Source organism: Pseudomonas sp. Ors-4-3C, from assembly GCF_055755035.1.
The window spans coordinates 1,773,560-1,789,092 of record NZ_CM146900.1 but is presented as its reverse complement, the minus strand read 5'-3'; the positions used below and the strand labels follow the sequence as shown (position 1 = coordinate 1,789,092).

The following is a 15,533-nucleotide window of genomic DNA, read 5'->3' as shown; positions in this document are numbered from 1 at the left end:
GGAATACCGGGGGTTAAGTGTTGAGTTTGAGGGCTTGCCGGACCGCGCCATCAACGCTCAGCCCGCTAAGCGTCACGCCATTTGCTTGCACTTCGGGCAACGCCTCCAGCACCGCCAGTGCCTCATGCTTGAGCCGCGCCAGAATCAACCGCTTGCCTTCCTGATGCACCCGCAGGAAAAACTCCTGCATCGCCTCGATGCTGGTGCCGTCCAGGTCCGGAGTTTCCTCCAGACTCAGGATCACCGTGTGCACCGGCGCCTCCGAATGGCGAATCAGGCGCAACGCTGCACCGAGAATCCGCTCGACGTTGGCGAAGAATAACGCCTCACTGGGCCGCACAATCAACACTCCCGGCTCGGTTGTCGCCGTTGGGTGACGTTGCAGATCGACAAAATCATGCCCGCCGTCGATCCGCCCGAGCACCTGAATGTCCGCCGCCGACATCTGTTTGAGCATCAGCAGCACGCTGATGGCCACCGACACCAGCAACCCGTCGAGAATGCCCAGTACCAGCACCGCCCCCACCGCGCACAACACCAGCACCCGATCCCGGCGCCAGACGAAATAGCGCCCCAGCGGCTGCAGACTCAAGCCCCGCGCCAGCGCATGAATCACGATGGCCGCCAGAATCGGCTCCGGCGTCAGAGCAATCCACGGCAGTACCGTCAGCACGATCACCAGTACCACCAGCGCCGCGACGCCACCGGCCCAGCGGGAAGTCGCCCCGGCAGCCTCGTTCGCCGACGTCGCCGAATACCCGGCCCCCGCCGGCATGCCATGGAACAATCCCGACAACAGATTCGAGGCACCCAGCGCCAGCAGATCACGGTTGGAGGTCACACGGTCACCGTGCTTAAGCGCGTAAGAGCTGATCGAACCGTAAGACTCGGCGTACAGAATCATTACCAGCGCGAACCCGACCTCACCCAGCCGCAGCCAGTCGGCAAACGGCAACACCGGCAGGCTCGGCACTTCAAGGCTCAGGTCGATTAAACCGATCATGCTCACGCCATGAGCCGGCAGGTTCAGCCATTGCCCGGCGACAATGCCGATCACCACCACCAGCAAACCACCGGGGACCCGTGGAAAGCGCGAAAACAGTCCCAACAGCAGCAACGCCACCGCTGCGACAGCCGCCGCCGGCCAGTTCCATTGCGGCAGTTGTTCGAGTAATTGCGGGGCGAAGCGCACCAGATTGGCGTCGGTCAGATGCACGCCGACCACGCTGGCGACCTGCTTGAGGATGATGGTCAGGGCCAAGCCGAAGGCAAACCCACGCAGCACCGGCTTGGCGATAAACGACGTGACAGTGCCCAAGCGGAATATTCCGGCCAGCAAGAACAACCCACCGCTGACCAGTACCAGCCCGATGGCCAGCGCAGAACGCAGCTGCGGGTCGCCATTGGCCAGGGTTGCAGTCGCCGCCGCCAACACCGCCGCCGAGGAAGAAGTGGCCGAAACAATCGCAAAACGGCTGGTGCCAAACAGCCCATAACAGAGTAACCCGGCAAACAAGGCTATCACCCCGGCCTGGGGCGCCAGCGCGGCGATGGTGGAATAAGCGACTGCTTCGGGCAACAACAGACCGGCAATCGACAGACCGGCGAGGATGTCCTGCCAGTGATTGGGTGGTTCTACAGGTTGGGCCGCGCTCGACAATCCACTGTCTCCAGACGAAAAAAAAGCCGCTGTGCGCATCACGCACAGCGGCCACTGTAGCTGAGTATCTGGAGCTTTGGCTTACGCCGTCAGCGAATAAATCAACGCCGAAATCGCCACCAGACCTACGGCAGTGACAAACACGTTCGACGCCTGACCGCGATAGCGTGCCATCGCCGGCACTTTACGGATCGCGTACATCGGCATCAGGAACAGAATCGCGGCGATCACCGGGCCACCGATGGTCTCGATCATGCCGAGGATGCTCGGGTTCAGGGTCGCGACGATCCAGCACACCACCAGCATGAACGCCGCCACGATGCGGTCCAGCGCCTTGGCGCCCGGACGCTTGCCGCTCTTGACGATCAGGCCCTTGAGGCCTTCGCTGGCACCGATGTAGTGGCCGAGGAACGACTTGGAGATTGCCACGAACGCAATCAACGGCGCCGCGAAAGCGATGGTCGGATTGCTGAAGTGGTTGGCCAGGTACGACAGGATCGACAGGTTCTGCGCCTTGGCTTCGGCCAGTTGTTCCGGCGACAGGGTCAGCACGCAACTGAAGACGAAGAACAGCACCATCACCACCATCAGCAGGTGGGCGCGGCAGAGGATCTGCGAGCTGCGCTGGTCAGCGTTGACCCCGTAACGACGCTTCTGGTCCACCGCAAACGCCGAGATGATCGGCGAGTGGTTGAACGAGAACACCATCACCGGAATCGCCAGCCACAGCGTGTGCAGCAGCGCCGAGGGCGCCGGTACTTGCGAAGCGGTGGTGAGAATGCCGCCATTCCAGTGCGGAATCAGGTACACCGCGAGGAACAGCAACGCAACGATGAACGGGTACACCATCAGGCTCATCGCCTTGACGATCGCCTGCTCGCCGCAACGCACCACGGCCAGCAGGCCGAGGATCAGCACGAACGACAGCAGCGCGCGCGGTGGCGGCGTGATGTGCAGTTGGTGTTCGAGGAAACTGGCGACCGTGTTGGTCAGACCGACGCTGTAGATCAGCAGGATCGGGAAAATGGCGAAGAAGTACAGCAGGGTGATCAGCGCGCCGGCCTTGATGCCGAAATGCTGCTCGACCACGTCGGTGATGTCCGCGCCTTCGCGACCAGAGAGTACGAAGCGGGTCAGGCCTCGGTGGGCAAAGAAGGTCATCGGGAAGGCCAGCAGCGCGAGGATCACCAGCGGCCAGAAGCCCCCTAGACCGGCGTTGATCGGCAAAAACAGGGTACCGGCGCCAATGGCCGTCCCGAACAGTCCCAACATCCACGTGGTGTCATGGCGATTCCAGCTCGACAGTTCAGCTGGTGCTGCCGCTTCATAGCGTTCGTCGACGCTATTGGCCTGATCATTCATCCGGTCGGATCTCCGCATTCCGGTCACTTGCCACTCGGTCAGGACGCGTCGGAAAAAACCGACAGACATGCTCCGGCCGAAACAGGGGCGCGATTCTCCGCGATAAATGAGCAGAAGCAAAGACTTAGCTGAGGAATGGTTGTACGGAGCAGATCAGCGGGTTGTAGTTTTCGGGAAAAATCCTGTCGGCTACGGATACGCGAGATGTCGTTTTCCGGCTAGTTTCAGCGCCAATTCGAACGACAGGACTTGATCAGATCGATCGAGCCAGGAGAAATCCGAGTGACATGCAAAACAGGCCGAACGCCAACAATCCCCAGATTGGGTACATATCGCCCTTGTTTTTAATACGCATTCTTTCTTCCCACTCATCGTGCTCACGTTCCAGCTCTTCCATTCTGGCTTTGCGGTCATAGGTACTCATGTGGATTTTCCTTTTTGGATCATTGGTCGGACGGTTGTGGAACGAACAATCAAAACTTGAAGAAAACACCTGCTACTGCGGTGATTGCTGTCACCACCCCAGCTGTTACCGCAAGCGGATATAAATTTGTCTCTCTATTAAGCTTTTTTTCCTCCGCCAAGAGCTTTTTCCTTTCGGCCACAAGTTTTCTTGACTCATTCTCCAGCCTGTCGAGTTCCAGATTTTCAAGATCGTCTTGAGCATTCGCCTTCCTTGGCTGCTGGCAGTCCCTGCCCGGGCTGCTTTGTGCCCACATGATTTCGCGTTCATCACCATTCCGATAGCAGATGCATCTGCCAAATTCGTAGGCAAAATCCGCGAAAATTGTAGGCAGCCTCATACAAAAACAGCGGCGAATTCATCACTCCACACTTTCAATTTGGCCGACATGCTCTAGCGTGAGAGGAGTCCCCTGCCCCACGGAGTCTCTGCCCATGCCCCTCGTCCGCGTCGAAATCAAAAAACACGCCGATCCCACCTTCGCCAAACGCATCGGCGAACAGATCTACGCCGCCATGCGCAGCGCCATCAACGTCCCGGAGCACGATAACTTTCAGGTCCTCAACGAGCACGACGGCGAGCATTTCATCTTCGACCCGCAATACCTGGGCATCCAGCGCACCGATCAGCTGGTGATCATCCAGATCACCCTCAATGAAGGCCGGACCCTGGAGCAGAAAAAAGCCCTGTACCAGACCATCGCCCAGAACCTGAACACCCATCTGGGCATTCGTCTGGAAGACGTGTTCATCAATCTGGTTGAGGTCAAAAAAGAGAACTGGTCGTTCGGCAACGGCATCGCCCAATACGCCAGTTGACAGCCCGCCAAGGGCCCCCGCATCATCGGCCACATGAACGTTTGCGCGCTGCACCTCACCCGTACCACCACCACGACCGCCACCGGCGGGTCGTGGTGTTTGTGCATGAGGTAAAACCCGCGCAGCAAACCCAAGGCCCCGCCAGCAATGGACGGGGCCTTGTTGTTTCTCCCGTCCGTGCGGCTGCTGTTGCAAACCAGTGAGTCACTCAAGGAGAAACACCATGTCCGCAGCACTGTTGATCATCGATATGCAGGTCGGTCTGTTCCATGGCCCGGAAAAACCCCATGACGGCGAACGCCTCCTCGCCAATATCCAACGCCTGATTGCTCTGGCTCGCCAACAACACGTGCCAATCTTCGCCGTGCGCCACACCGGGCCGGAAGGTTCGCCGATTGCTGCGGGCAGCCCATTCTGGCAATTGCTGCCGGCACTGGAGCTGGATGCAGAAGTCGATACCCTCTTCAACAAATCCCGCCCCAATGCTTTCCACGGCACGGACCTGGCGCGCCGACTCGAATCGGCGCAGATCAATGACCTGTATATCGCCGGAATGAAAAGCCAGTTCTGCATCGACAGCACCTGCCGCGCCGCTGCCGACCTCGGTTTCAAACCCGTGCTCGTGGCCGACGCTCACACGTGCATGGACACCCCCGCGCTCGCCGCGCAGGCGATCATCGATCACCACAACGCAACCCTCGGCGCTGCCTTCGCCCGGTTGATCAACAGTGCCGACGTGACGTTCTGACCCGCCTCCCTGAGAATTGACGTCGCTTCACTTTAGTGCGGTTACGTCAATGCAGTATTTGTAACTGCATCGGTGTTCCTACAAGGATGTTTAATGTCGATCCGCGTTCACCGAAGTCAATAACCGACGACCGCCCATAGTTCTGGGCATTGATTTCATCTAACGCCCATGCCGAATTAAATTCATTCCGAGATTTCAGATAACTCCTACAACCTAAACCAGCAAAAACAAATCGAACAAAACGTTACGCAAGGCAAAATAACAACTCTTTGTTACAAGCGAATACTCAGCCATTGAACAATTCACAACTACGGGCCTATATTTTTCTGGCATTGAGTTCAGGGAATCAAAGAACGCAAAGCGAATTACCCGGGCGTAGTGGGAATCTCGACATGGGATCCCGAACGCAATCGTTATGAGTTCTTCCACACCGATACGGGCGAATCAAAATACAACAACGGCGGTGGTGGTTATTTCTTTATCACCGGGAAGTGTCACGCGACATGCGCAATGAGAATCCGCCTGTACGGATCTACGTTGTTCATGCGCCTTATATCGGAACGGTCCAGACAAAGTCCGCCACCCAACAATAATCCAGGAGTCCACCATGCAAAAAACAATGAAAGCATTGCTGATGTCGACGCTATTGATCTCCTCGGCCTATTGCGCAGGCGTCAGTGCGCAAGCTGCCACCCCGCCGGTCAAGGATGCTGTCGCTACAGCAGACAACGCGATGATGTTGACCGTGTTCCTGAAACACGATCAGTCGCGACCGCTGAGCGAACTCAAGGCCCAGCTCGCGCAACAGGGGTTCTATAAAACCTTTCCCCCGGCCGGGGTGGAAGTGGTGAGCTGGAACATCATGATGGGCATCGGCCAAGTGGTCACCGTGCGCTTCCCGGCATCGCGCCTGGCCGAAGTCAACCTCGCACTGGAAAACACCGCGTGGGGCAGTTACCGAACCGAGTTCTATCCCACCTACGATTTCAAACCGATTGCCCTGGCCGAACAAACCAAAGCCCAAACAGCGCAATGATCCCGTCAGCACACTGGATAGCCGGTGTGCTGCCGCCCTTGCTTCTTGCGCGAAGCCGTCCAGAATCAGAACACCACAACGCGAATCAGCATGATTGCCAAGCCGCTCCGCATTCAGCACTCTGAACCGAATTTCGCAACCTGCCCCGCCGACGATCACAGGAGCCGCGCAATGCCCGCAACCGTTCTGGTACTGGTTGAAACCATCAATGACTATTTGCCGATTCTCGAGCATCAGGGCTTTCACCTGATCCTCGCCCCCACGCCTGCCGAACGTGCGCAAGCCATCGCCAGCCACGGTAGCCGCATCGATGCGGTATTGACCCGTGGCCCGCTGGGCCTGACCGCCGACGAAATCGCGGCCCTGCCCGCGCTGAAAATCATTACCGTGATCGGCGCCGGATACGAGCATGTCGACCTGCAGGCTGCCAGTGATCGCGGCATCACCGTGACTAACGGTGCCGGGGTCAACGCGTCGTCGGTGGCCGATCACGCGATGGCGATGCTGCTGGCGCTGGTGCGCGACATTCCGCGCTGCGACGCCGCCGTGCGTCGCGGTGAATGGCCGAAGATCATGCGCCCGTCGCTGGCCGGCAAACGCCTGGGGATTCTCGGGCTCGGCGCGGTGGGCATGGCGATCGCCAAGCGCGCGCACCTCGGTTTTGACATGCAGATCAGCTACCACAACCGCCAGGTGCGCAGCGATGTGCCCTACACCTTCTGCTCGACGCCGACCGAACTGGCGCGGGCCTCGGACTTTCTGATCGTCGCCACGCCGGGCGGGATTGGCACTCAGCATCTGGTGACGCGTCCGGTGCTCGACGCGCTCGGACCTGGGGGATTCATTGTCAATATTGCTCGCGCCAGTGTGATCGCCACCGCCGAGCTGATCACGGCACTGGAACAACGGCGAATCGCCGGCGCCGCGCTGGATGTATTCGACCACGAACCACAAGTACCGGACGCATTGAAAACGCTCGGCAACGTGATACTGACCCCGCATGTCGCCGGTCTGTCGCCGGAGGCCACGCAAGGCACGGTGGAACTGGTGGGGAAAAACCTTACGGCATTCTTCTCGGGGCAACCCGTGCTGACGCCGATTCAGTTACCGCCGAAAACAGGCCATCAACGCGTGCGCTAAAGCACGCCGAGCAACGTCCACAAACGCCGCGATTCAGCGTCGGCGCTGATCAGCTCGCCGAGCAATTCGCTCAATGGTTTATTACCCCACTCGACTCCGCGTCGAATCAGGTACGGCACCGGGCTGTGAGGCTCGGTGCGCGCCAGGTATTCGGCGATCAGCAGCAATTGGCGGTAAGCCTCTTCACGACTGGCCGGCTCGCGTAACACCTGTGCCACCGGCGCCTCGTCGACAACCTGCGCCACGGCGACAGGCGTCTCGAGTGGTGCGGGCGCGGGCGTCGGTTGTTGTGGGTGCATGGCGATGAACTCCTGAACCAGCGTCAGTAGCGCCTCAATGGTTTGCTGCAATGGCCCGAAGCCCGGCCCTTGACCGCCCAGATAAGCATCACTCCACGCATCGAGACGTTGCAGGTGTTGCAGACTCAACAGCAGACTGCCCTGCGTGCGCAGCCAGAATGCCAGCGGTGTCGCGCGGATCTGCTCGCTGAGCCGTTTCTGCTCGTTGCGCGCATTTTCCGCCGAAGTCTTTGCGCCTTTACTGTCATTGACCTGAACCTGCTGCACTTTCAGGCGACGCCAGACTTCAAGGGTGTAAACCTCGAAATCACTGTTGTTCGCGCCGAACAACGGCACCCGGGTCAGCAAAATTTCACAGTACCGGCGCACCAGCCATTCCAGCGGAATCACCCGCCACGACTGATCGCCGTCCTCGGCCTGCGGGTGCAGGTGCTCGGGAAAACGTTCACACAATCCGGCGATCAGCGCCAGACTACCGGGCAACCCGTCCAGCGCTTGCAGGTGCAGCCACGCTTCACCGAGCCAGGCGCTGAGCATCAAATCCTTGCTGCGCTCCAGCAGCAAGCAGGTGGTCAGCTTCTCGACTTCCGGCCAGTTCGCGCGCTTGAGCGTCGATTGCCAGACCCCGGTCGGCAGGCTCGCATCGTCTTCGCGGCGCAGATCGCGCAACTGGTCGAACTCGCGTTCATAACGCAGATCGACACCACACGGCGCCTCGGCACTGATCGGCGCGAGCAACTGGTCGATCAGCTCTGGCAAGGTTGTCAAAGGCAGGCTCACAGATTCTCCTTGGAGGCTTCGAGGGCAGCGGTCGTGTTGGTCATCTGAAAGGGTGAACGCGGTGCGCGGGTAGGCAATGGCGAGATCGACAGCGGCAATTTCGAGCCCTGGCTCATCAGCGACAGGCGCACGAACATCCGCGTGAATTCGCTGGTGACGCTGTCGGTCGCCGCCGTAACCGGCAGGCGCAACGCCAGCGGAAAATCGGTGTAATCCATATTCGGCTGACGCTGCACCGAGAAGTGCGCACGCATCAAGCGCAGCAGCGACCACGGCCCGCCGTACTCCCAACCGGCCTCCATGTCGCGCACCACCAGGTTCGGTTGCAGCGGATCGTTGACCGGACGCTCCTTGCCGTTGCGTGCCCAGCGCAGGGTCAGGCGGATCGGTTGGCCGACCATCCAGCGCAGGTTCGGCTGTTCGGCGCCGGGGTAGTTGATCTGCTGATTACCCGCCAGCAAGCCCCAGGCAATCACCTGATCGGCGCCCCTTTCTTCCTCGCGGTCGGTGCGCCAGCGCACGTCGAGTTCCACCCCGAGGATGCCGCTCTTGTCGCGCACGAACAGCGGAGTCAGCCACACGCTGGCCTGCTTCAGGCGGTTGAGAAAGTCTTCGGCGGCCAGGCGCTCCGGGGTCTGGCTCAAGACCAGTCCGGCCTGCGCCACCGGCAGGCGCTTGTCGATGATTTCCAGAAAATGCTGGACCCGTGACGGGTCGGCGTCCTGCGCCTGCACCCCGTTGGCAAACGGGAAGCGGTCGGCCAGGTATTGATTGAAATAGTTGGCCAGTTCATTCCAGGCCGTGGCCGCTTCTTGCTGTTGCAGGAACTGGCAACGCTGCATCGCCGACTGCTGCAACTCCACCGCACGCATCGCCAGCGTGCCACGCCCACCCGCCAGGTTGGCCGTTTGCAGAACCTGCAGGCAGGAACCGGTGTCCATCTCGATGAAATCACGACTGACCAGTTGCTCGATCTGCGCCGGGGAACTCGCCGGGTTGGCATCCTTGTACTTGAGCAATTCATCGTTGAGCGCGCTGAACTGGGTCACTCGCTCGTAATCCAGCGCCGACAGGTTGCCCTGCTGGGTCATCAGCCACTGCAGGGCCGGCGCGCGACGTTCGGTGATGCCGAGCATGGTGTTGAACTGCTGTTTGAGACTCAGTTTCAGATCCTGCACATCACTGGCACCGTACAGCTGCAGGCCGAGGTTTTTCGAACCGTTCCACTGACTGATTTCGGTACGACCACCGAACAACGGTTGCGCGGTGATTTCTTCAAGACCGCTGACGATCTGCGCCAGCGCCCGCCGGTTCAATGCGCCTTGCAGACGCGCGGCGAGGTCGCTGCGGTGCACCTCGACAAAGGCTTTTTGCAGGGCCATCGCCTGTTCGGCCTGAACGTTGAATACCGCGTACGGATGGGTCTGGTCGTTGTGATCCTTGAGGCTCAGCCACATCGCCTGGGCGGCGGCAGTTTCGGCCGCTTGCAGCAAGGCATCGCGATACACCGGCGGGATGCGCGGCAGCTCTTCGGCGACATAACTTTTGTAGCTGGCGAAGTAGCTCAACGAGGTATTAAGGTCATCGCCGTCGACGGTCTGACCCTGCATATTGACGTTGTCCTGCGTGGCGCGCATCGCGATCGAAACGAAGTCGCGCCTGAACAGCGCCTGCACGGCGTTGTTGAGTTTCACCACCTGATCCTGCAACGCCAGTTGCCCGCTGCCCTGCTGCACCAGCAGATTGCCGCGAGAACCGACCTGGGCGATCCACTGATCGCGAAAACTCTGCTGCAACTTGCTCGCCTGGGCGTCGAGTTGTTGTTCAACGGCAGGCCCGAGCAATGTGCTCTTGCGTACCTTGTCGAGAAAGTCGCGGTAGCCCGGTACCAGTTCCTGGCCCTTGCCGCGACTCCAGGTCGAGTTGGTCAGGGCGATCGCCGCTTGCAGATCATCAATCAGTGCCCGCAGATCTTCCAGCTCGCTCAGGCTGTTGCCGCTACCCGCCTCCAGTTGCTCCAGATGCAGCTTGAGGTAACCGGCCTTGCTGACAAAGTTGTCGGCGAGGAAATACTGATCGAGCCAGCGTTCCATCAGCCCGGTGAAGTTGCTGACAATCAGCGGCCGCTCGACGCTCAGGTCCAGCGCCTGCAGATCACCGCCATCCCCTGCCGCCAGCAGTCGGTTGTAATAAGCGGCATGGGGCAAGGTGGCGGCGTTGAGATTCAGTGACAGCGCGCTGTTGCTCAGTTGCACCAGGTCATCGAGTGGCACTCGCTGGTTGTTCTGCACTTCACCGAACAACTGATTCTGTTGCTCCAGACGCAATGCGCGATCCACCAGATCCGTGGCCTTCTGGTAGTTCTGCCATTGCGCCGGGTCTTCGCTTTCGACGCTGGAGCGCCGATCAGTGCTGCGAATCGCCTTGATTTTCGCCAGCTCCGCCACCAGCAGATCGTGCAGCGGCACCAGCATATGGCGCTGGGTCGAGCGGAACAGTTCCTGTTCGATCCGGGTATCGAAAGAGGAGAACCACGAGGTCGGAAACACCAACGACACGTAGTGCCAGTGCGGCGCTTTTTCCAGCACGCGCCAGAAGCTCTGCACATTGCGCCGGGTCGGCTCGATGCGATGCGCTTCGTCGGTGACGGCGACATAGCTCTTCTGCGCACCCTGCATCAGCCGCGCCAGTTCGTGGGCATCGCGAACCGAGTCGTGCCAGACCCAGATCATCGCCACTGCCCACAGCACTCCGACCACCAGCGCGACGCCGGCAGTGATCCGTTGCCAGCGCTGACGCAAGCGCAACAGGCGCGGCACACCCTGGGCCAGCCCTCGTTCGCCGACCAGGCGCTGGCGCCACAACTGGCGCACGAACGCACTGCGCTGCAAGCCGCTGTCATCGGCGGAAAATCCGTCGAGCGCATCATCGGCCGGCTGATTCGCGCTGAAATACACGCCGCGAAAACACGGCGCCTCACCCTGCGCGTTGCCCTGAAATACCGGCTCCAATACGTTCTGCAGGCCACGGCGCAGGCTTTCCAGACGTTCCGGCAACGCGTACAGGTCTGCGCTCAGGTGCCCGGACAAAGTACCGATTTCGATCACCGCCTCGGCCAGAGCCCGGTGCAAGCTGTCCAGCGCCTGGTCGCTCCATTGCCCCTGCCAGACCGCATCGCGCGCGTAGGGCGATGACCAGCCCAGGGTGCGATCACGGGCCTCATCCGGCAGTGCACTGATCAGTTCCTGAAACCCGGGCAGTTCTTCAAGACCCGTGACGATCACATACACCGGCACACTCAAACCGAACCGTTGCAGCAGATCGATGAAGCGCCGACGCGCCGCCAGACCGAGTTGGGTGGCCTGCTCCAGGTTGTCCAGACGACTGACCGGCACCGTCCAGATCACCCCGTCCAGCGGACGTTTGCTGCGCAGGCGTAAAATCAGCCCGAGCAGACGCCACCAGCCGCCGCGTTGCAGGTGCATGCCGTCCTCGGGCAAGAACAATGCTTGCGGCACCACCAGCACCGCGCCCTCGGGGTCCGACCACCAGCGGCCGAACCACGCCGGTTTGTCGGTGGGTTGCAGGTGCCATTCGTTGACCAGTTGCGTGCCCTGGATTTCGTCCCCGAGCATCAACAACCACGGCATTTGATAACGATCATGGGTGCCCTGCTCTTGCTCCATGTGCCGCACCGAAGCGTAGAAACTGCGGATCGCCGCGCCGCTCTGGGTGCGCAGCCACCACACCGCGACCGCGATGATCACCAGCAGCAACAACAGCGCGACCACCCACGCGACAATCGTCAAAGTGCTCATGAGTCTTGCTCCGGGGCCGCCACTGAATCGCTCATCTGCAGCACCGGCTCCAGTTCCGAACGAATGTCACGCCACAGAAACTGGCCGATCCCGGTCAGCAACAGAACCATCGCCACAATCCCCAGCGCCAGGCGAAAGCCGTCCGGCAACGCCGTGCGTACCGGTAGCTGCAACGGCGGTACCTGGGAGGGTTGTACCAGGCGCTGACTGACATCGGCATAGTCGGCCTCGTCTTGCCAGGCGAAGTTGAACAACGCCAACCGCCACTTCTCCAACTGCGCCTGGCTGTGTTCGCCGCGCAGTCGCCCATGAAAACCGAGGATCAGGCACTGCAGGTAGACGTTGGCCAGATCGCGAGCGGTCGGTTGTTGTTCATCGAGCACTGTTTGAATCGCCGCCGGCAGTTGCTCGCCGGCCTGGCGCGTCGAATACAGGCGCGACTCCAGAGGTTTGCTCTGCCAGGCCGATTGCCCCGGCCACGGGCTGAACAACAGGGTTTCATCAACCAGCGCGACAAAGGCATAGACCAGTGCCTTGACCTGCTCAGTGGCCGAATCCCCCACCCGTGAGTACGCCGTGCGCCACAATCGTTGCGAGGCCTGAGTCGAGAGTTCGACCACGGTTTCGACCAGAGCCGCCTCGTCCTCGCGGTCCTTGGGCAACTGGCTCCAGTCCAGCGACCATTGCTGCCACGTCTGCCGAAATGCGCTGCTGAGCGGCGCGTCCTGCAAACTCAGATTTCTCGTTCCGGCCCCGGCAGTCCCTTCCGACATGCTGCGTTCCTTGTGTGATCAGGCACTTTCACTCGTCTGCGCAACAAACAGCACCACCTGCCACGGACTGCTGGTCAACTTCGCTGCTGGCGCGGCGATCATCAGTGGCAGTTGTGCGTCAAACCACGCGCCTTCGGCTGTGACCACAAACAGCCGCGTGTCATCGCCGACGCTGTAGGCCACTTGTTCACTGCGGCTCATGGCCTGGTGGCTCAATCCGCTCATGCGCTGGCGGCTGAGCAAGGCAACGTGCGGCGCCGAGGCGATGATTGCACTGCGCAGCCATTCACTGGCCGCCTGCTCGCTGGCCCCGTTGGGCATGCGCAGGCCAATGACCAGCCGCTGGCTCGGTTGCTCATCGGGCAACTGAATTGAAAAGCTCTGTTCGCCGCGCTCGAACGGCAGGCTGCGATAGCCGGCGCGGATCAGTTCGAGGGTGATTTCCAGCCATTGCAGCACCGCGTCGTAACCGCGCTGCAACTCCAGAAAATCCAGCGGCGCGAACGCCGGCACCCCGGCCAGCGGATCGAGTGCCGACCAGGCGCCGGCCAGTCCGAGTAGCTGCACATACAAACTCTGCGGATGGGCGATGCGAGTGTTGAGTGTGCCTTCGACTTCCGGCAGCCGTGCCCACAACGCGGTCAATTGCCGGCGAATCTCCAGCGCATCGTCCTGATTGCCGGCCTGTTGCGCCTGACGCAATCGACCGCCGAGGAACATGCACTTTTCCCGCGCCCGTGCACACAATCCGGCGACGCGCCGGCCCAGCGGCGAATCGGGCAACAGGATCGGAGTCGGCGGGGTATAGGCCAGCGGCAGAAAACCTCCGCCTTCCTTGCGGATTTTCAGCAGCGGCAGGCAGATCGAATCGGCCTTGTTCAATTGCGTGCACAAGCGTGGGTTGGGTCGCCACACGGTGATCGATTCCGGGAACTCGCCACTGGTCAGATCCGGCAGCGCTTCACCGACCACCGATTGCAGGCGTCCCTTCAGCGGCAGCAGTTGCCCGGCGCGCCACAACGGACTGATCGCCAGGTAAACGGTAACGGTGGCATCGTCGGTGGCGTTGATGGCCGGGCCAACATCGAGTTCCAGAATCGGGCCGATACCGGCTTGCAGATCCACCGGCAGACCGTCAGGCATGGTGCCTTGCAACGCCAGCACGCGAACCACCCCGGCGCTCAACGCCGAGGGATCGAACTCCATGCGACTGACGCCCCAGAACCACGGGTTGCACGCTTGCGCCATATGCGCACCGAGGGCTTCGGCACGCAGGCCCTGCAACTGAAAATGCTGCGGCAGCAATTGCATGCCTTCATGCCAGCAGACCGCGTCAGGTAGCAGACTCATACGACTCCCTTCGACCATGCCGCAACCCGGCGGCGAGCGGTGTGTTTCAGTTTTCCTTGCTGACCAGGCTCATCTCGCGGCTGTCGAACTTGAGCCAGGCTTCGCGCTGATCGTCGAGCCGCAAGCGGTGCGCTCCGGGTGTGTTATAGCTGGCGAAGACCAAAAGTCCAGCCGCCTTCTTGCCCCCCAGCGGGAAGGTCTGGCGGTCGATGAATTGCCCCGGCACCAGCTCCAGCCCCCATACGCTCATCAGCTGACGATAGTCGCGTTGGTACTGGTCGCGCCCGGCAAACCACTGGCTGGCACTGATGCTCGACAGCTGCTTGAGCAGATCCGGATCGTTGACTGCAACGAAATCCACGGCAATGGGCGTGTCGTCATTGGCCTTGGGCGCGACGTCGAGGGTCAGGCTGTCCAGATCGACTTTCGGCCCGAAAAAAGAACAACCGGCGAGCAGCGCAAACAAAACAACACTCAAAAATCGTCTGCACAAAATGAATTTTCCTTTTCCCGAGACAGTCCAAAAAAGATTTTCGCTTGCATTTTTATAGACCTGTTCTAGCGTCTTGGGTAGTTCGGTTCCCAGAGCCGAATGAGGAAGGTTTGTCAAAGGAACGACAGGTCATCTGCCACCCTTTCTAACCTACGGTCCAGTAAGGGAAAGCGATGAACGGGCCTCCCCGATGCATTGCGCCCGCCTTCGCATCGGAGTCAGCCACCATGGCAGAAAGTACTCAGCACAAGCTCGACCGGGTCCGCCCGCCCCGAGTGCAAATCACCTACGACGTCGAAATCGGCAACGCCATCGAGAAAAAGGAATTGCCTCTGGTGGTCGGAATTCTGGCTGACCTCTCCGGCAAGCCACTTAAACCATTGGCAAAACTGACTGAACGGCGTTTTACCGAAATCGACCGCGACAACTTCAACGAAGTGCTCGCCTCGATCGGTCCCCGCGCCACCCTGCAGGTCAACAACACCATCACCGGCGACGACAGCAAGCTCAATATCGAGCTGAACTTCAAACACATCGACGACTTCGATCCGGTCAAGGTAGTGGAACAAATCACTCCCCTGCGCCGCCTGTTCGAGGCTCGCCAGCGTCTGCGCGACCTGCTGACCAAACTCGATGGCAATGATGATCTGGACAAGCTGTTGCGCGACGTCATCGCCAACACCGAAGGCTTGCAAGAGATCAAATCGGCCCGCCCAGACACCGCTACCCCGGCCGCTGACGCCGAGGCCCCGGCCGAACCGCAAGCCTGATCATCCATTTAACCGAGGGAGCA

Annotated in this window: 14 protein-coding genes and 1 pseudogene; 6 read left to right on the top strand and 9 right to left on the bottom strand. The window is 60.5% G+C overall.

The window, feature by feature from the left end:
- Positions 1–13: 13 nt before the first annotated feature.
- The 4 genes from ACVHNU_RS08115 to ACVHNU_RS08100 all read right to left on the bottom strand — a co-directional run bounded on the left by ACVHNU_RS08115 (position 14) and on the right by ACVHNU_RS08100 (position 3,741).
- On the bottom strand, positions 14–1,660 hold the full coding sequence (locus tag ACVHNU_RS08115) for a SulP family inorganic anion transporter (protein WP_400498948.1): 1,647 nt from the start codon (positions 1,658–1,660) through the stop codon (positions 14–16).
- Positions 1,661–1,741: 81 nt separating this feature from the next.
- Positions 1,742–3,022, bottom strand: a complete 1,281-nt coding sequence (locus ACVHNU_RS08110; RefSeq protein ID WP_041067380.1) for an HAAAP family serine/threonine permease — start codon at positions 3,020–3,022, stop codon at positions 1,742–1,744.
- A 253-nt stretch (positions 3,023–3,275) separates the two neighbouring features.
- Positions 3,276–3,446: a hypothetical protein gene (locus tag ACVHNU_RS08105; protein WP_003224087.1), complete on the bottom strand. Its 171-nt coding sequence runs from the start codon at positions 3,444–3,446 to the stop codon at positions 3,276–3,278.
- 49 nt (positions 3,447–3,495) lie between these two features.
- A complete protein-coding gene (locus ACVHNU_RS08100; RefSeq protein ID WP_473019401.1) occupies positions 3,496–3,741 on the bottom strand; it encodes a hypothetical protein in 246 nt (81 codons plus the stop codon).
- A gap of 178 nt (positions 3,742–3,919) precedes the next feature.
- On the opposite strand from ACVHNU_RS08100, the gene ACVHNU_RS08095 reads away from it, so the two are divergent.
- The 5 genes and pseudogenes from ACVHNU_RS08095 (at position 3,920) to ACVHNU_RS08075 (ending at position 7,227) form a co-directional block, all read left to right on the top strand.
- Positions 3,920–4,303, top strand: coding sequence for a tautomerase family protein (locus tag ACVHNU_RS08095; RefSeq protein ID WP_473019400.1), 384 nt, complete (start codon positions 3,920–3,922; stop codon positions 4,301–4,303).
- Positions 4,304–4,526: 223 nt separating this feature from the next.
- Complete coding sequence (locus tag ACVHNU_RS08090; protein ID WP_473019399.1) at positions 4,527–5,051, top strand: cysteine hydrolase family protein; 525 nt, start codon at positions 4,527–4,529, stop codon at positions 5,049–5,051.
- A 357-nt stretch (positions 5,052–5,408) separates the two neighbouring features.
- Positions 5,409–5,644, top strand: a pseudogene (locus ACVHNU_RS08085) (DUF4822 domain-containing protein); the annotation flags it as partial.
- Between the two features lie 14 nt (positions 5,645–5,658).
- Positions 5,659–6,087 carry a hypothetical protein gene (locus ACVHNU_RS08080; protein ID WP_103484406.1) on the top strand — a complete coding sequence of 143 codons (429 nt, stop codon included), beginning with the start codon at positions 5,659–5,661 and terminating at the stop codon, positions 6,085–6,087.
- Positions 6,088–6,258: 171 nt separating this feature from the next.
- On the top strand, positions 6,259–7,227 hold the full coding sequence (locus tag ACVHNU_RS08075) for a 2-hydroxyacid dehydrogenase (RefSeq protein WP_262142877.1): 969 nt from the start codon (positions 6,259–6,261) through the stop codon (positions 7,225–7,227).
- On the opposite strand, the gene tssA is transcribed toward ACVHNU_RS08075, so the two are convergent.
- The 5 genes from tssA to ACVHNU_RS08050 are packed head-to-tail and all read right to left on the bottom strand — an operon-like array spanning position 7,224 to position 14,740.
- The gene (tssA, locus tag ACVHNU_RS08070; protein WP_103521736.1) at positions 7,224–8,306 is read right to left on the bottom strand and encodes a type VI secretion system protein TssA; all 1,083 of its coding nucleotides are present in this window, start codon (positions 8,304–8,306) and stop codon (positions 7,224–7,226) included. The genes ACVHNU_RS08075 and tssA overlap by 4 nt on opposite strands.
- A complete protein-coding gene (locus ACVHNU_RS08065; protein WP_473019398.1) occupies positions 8,303–12,124 on the bottom strand; it encodes a type VI secretion system protein in 3,822 nt (1,273 codons plus the stop codon). Before ACVHNU_RS08065 ends, tssA begins: the two co-directional genes overlap by 4 nt.
- Positions 12,121–12,897 carry a DotU/TssL family secretion system protein gene (locus ACVHNU_RS08060; RefSeq protein WP_103521738.1) on the bottom strand — a complete coding sequence of 259 codons (777 nt, stop codon included), beginning with the start codon at positions 12,895–12,897 and terminating at the stop codon, positions 12,121–12,123. Before ACVHNU_RS08060 ends, ACVHNU_RS08065 begins: the two co-directional genes overlap by 4 nt.
- A gap of 18 nt (positions 12,898–12,915) precedes the next feature.
- A complete protein-coding gene (gene tssK, locus ACVHNU_RS08055) occupies positions 12,916–14,247 on the bottom strand; it encodes a type VI secretion system baseplate subunit TssK (RefSeq protein WP_473019397.1) in 1,332 nt (443 codons plus the stop codon).
- Between the two features lie 46 nt (positions 14,248–14,293).
- Positions 14,294–14,740, bottom strand: coding sequence for a type VI secretion protein (locus ACVHNU_RS08050; protein ID WP_473019396.1), 447 nt, complete (start codon positions 14,738–14,740; stop codon positions 14,294–14,296).
- Between the two features lie 227 nt (positions 14,741–14,967).
- Here ACVHNU_RS08050 and tssB point away from each other — a divergent pair, with 227 nt between their 5' ends.
- Positions 14,968–15,510: a type VI secretion system contractile sheath small subunit gene (gene tssB, locus ACVHNU_RS08045; protein ID WP_103521740.1), complete on the top strand. Its 543-nt coding sequence runs from the start codon at positions 14,968–14,970 to the stop codon at positions 15,508–15,510.
- The last annotated feature ends 23 nt before the right edge of the window (positions 15,511–15,533 follow it).

Excerpts from the sequence above, each read along its gene's own strand:
- ACVHNU_RS08110 (WP_041067380.1), bottom strand. The coding sequence starts at position 3,022 with ATGAATGATCAGGCCAATAGCGTCGACGAACGCTATGAAGCGGCAGCA.
- ACVHNU_RS08105 (WP_003224087.1), bottom strand. The coding sequence starts at position 3,446 with ATGAGTACCTATGACCGCAAAGCCAGAATGGAAGAGCTGGAACGTGAG.
- ACVHNU_RS08100 (WP_473019401.1), bottom strand. The coding sequence starts at position 3,741 with ATGTGGGCACAAAGCAGCCCGGGCAGGGACTGCCAGCAGCCAAGGAAG.
- ACVHNU_RS08095 (WP_473019400.1), top strand. The coding sequence starts at position 3,920 with ATGCCCCTCGTCCGCGTCGAAATCAAAAAACACGCCGATCCCACCTTC.
- ACVHNU_RS08090 (WP_473019399.1), top strand. The coding sequence starts at position 4,527 with ATGTCCGCAGCACTGTTGATCATCGATATGCAGGTCGGTCTGTTCCAT.
- ACVHNU_RS08080 (WP_103484406.1), top strand. The coding sequence starts at position 5,659 with ATGCAAAAAACAATGAAAGCATTGCTGATGTCGACGCTATTGATCTCC.
- ACVHNU_RS08075 (WP_262142877.1), top strand. The coding sequence starts at position 6,259 with ATGCCCGCAACCGTTCTGGTACTGGTTGAAACCATCAATGACTATTTG.
- ACVHNU_RS08065 (WP_473019398.1), bottom strand. The coding sequence starts at position 12,124 with ATGAGCACTTTGACGATTGTCGCGTGGGTGGTCGCGCTGTTGTTGCTG.
- ACVHNU_RS08060 (WP_103521738.1), bottom strand. The coding sequence starts at position 12,897 with ATGTCGGAAGGGACTGCCGGGGCCGGAACGAGAAATCTGAGTTTGCAG.
- tssK (WP_473019397.1), bottom strand. The coding sequence starts at position 14,247 with ATGAGTCTGCTACCTGACGCGGTCTGCTGGCATGAAGGCATGCAATTG.
- tssB (WP_103521740.1), top strand. The coding sequence starts at position 14,968 with ATGGCAGAAAGTACTCAGCACAAGCTCGACCGGGTCCGCCCGCCCCGA.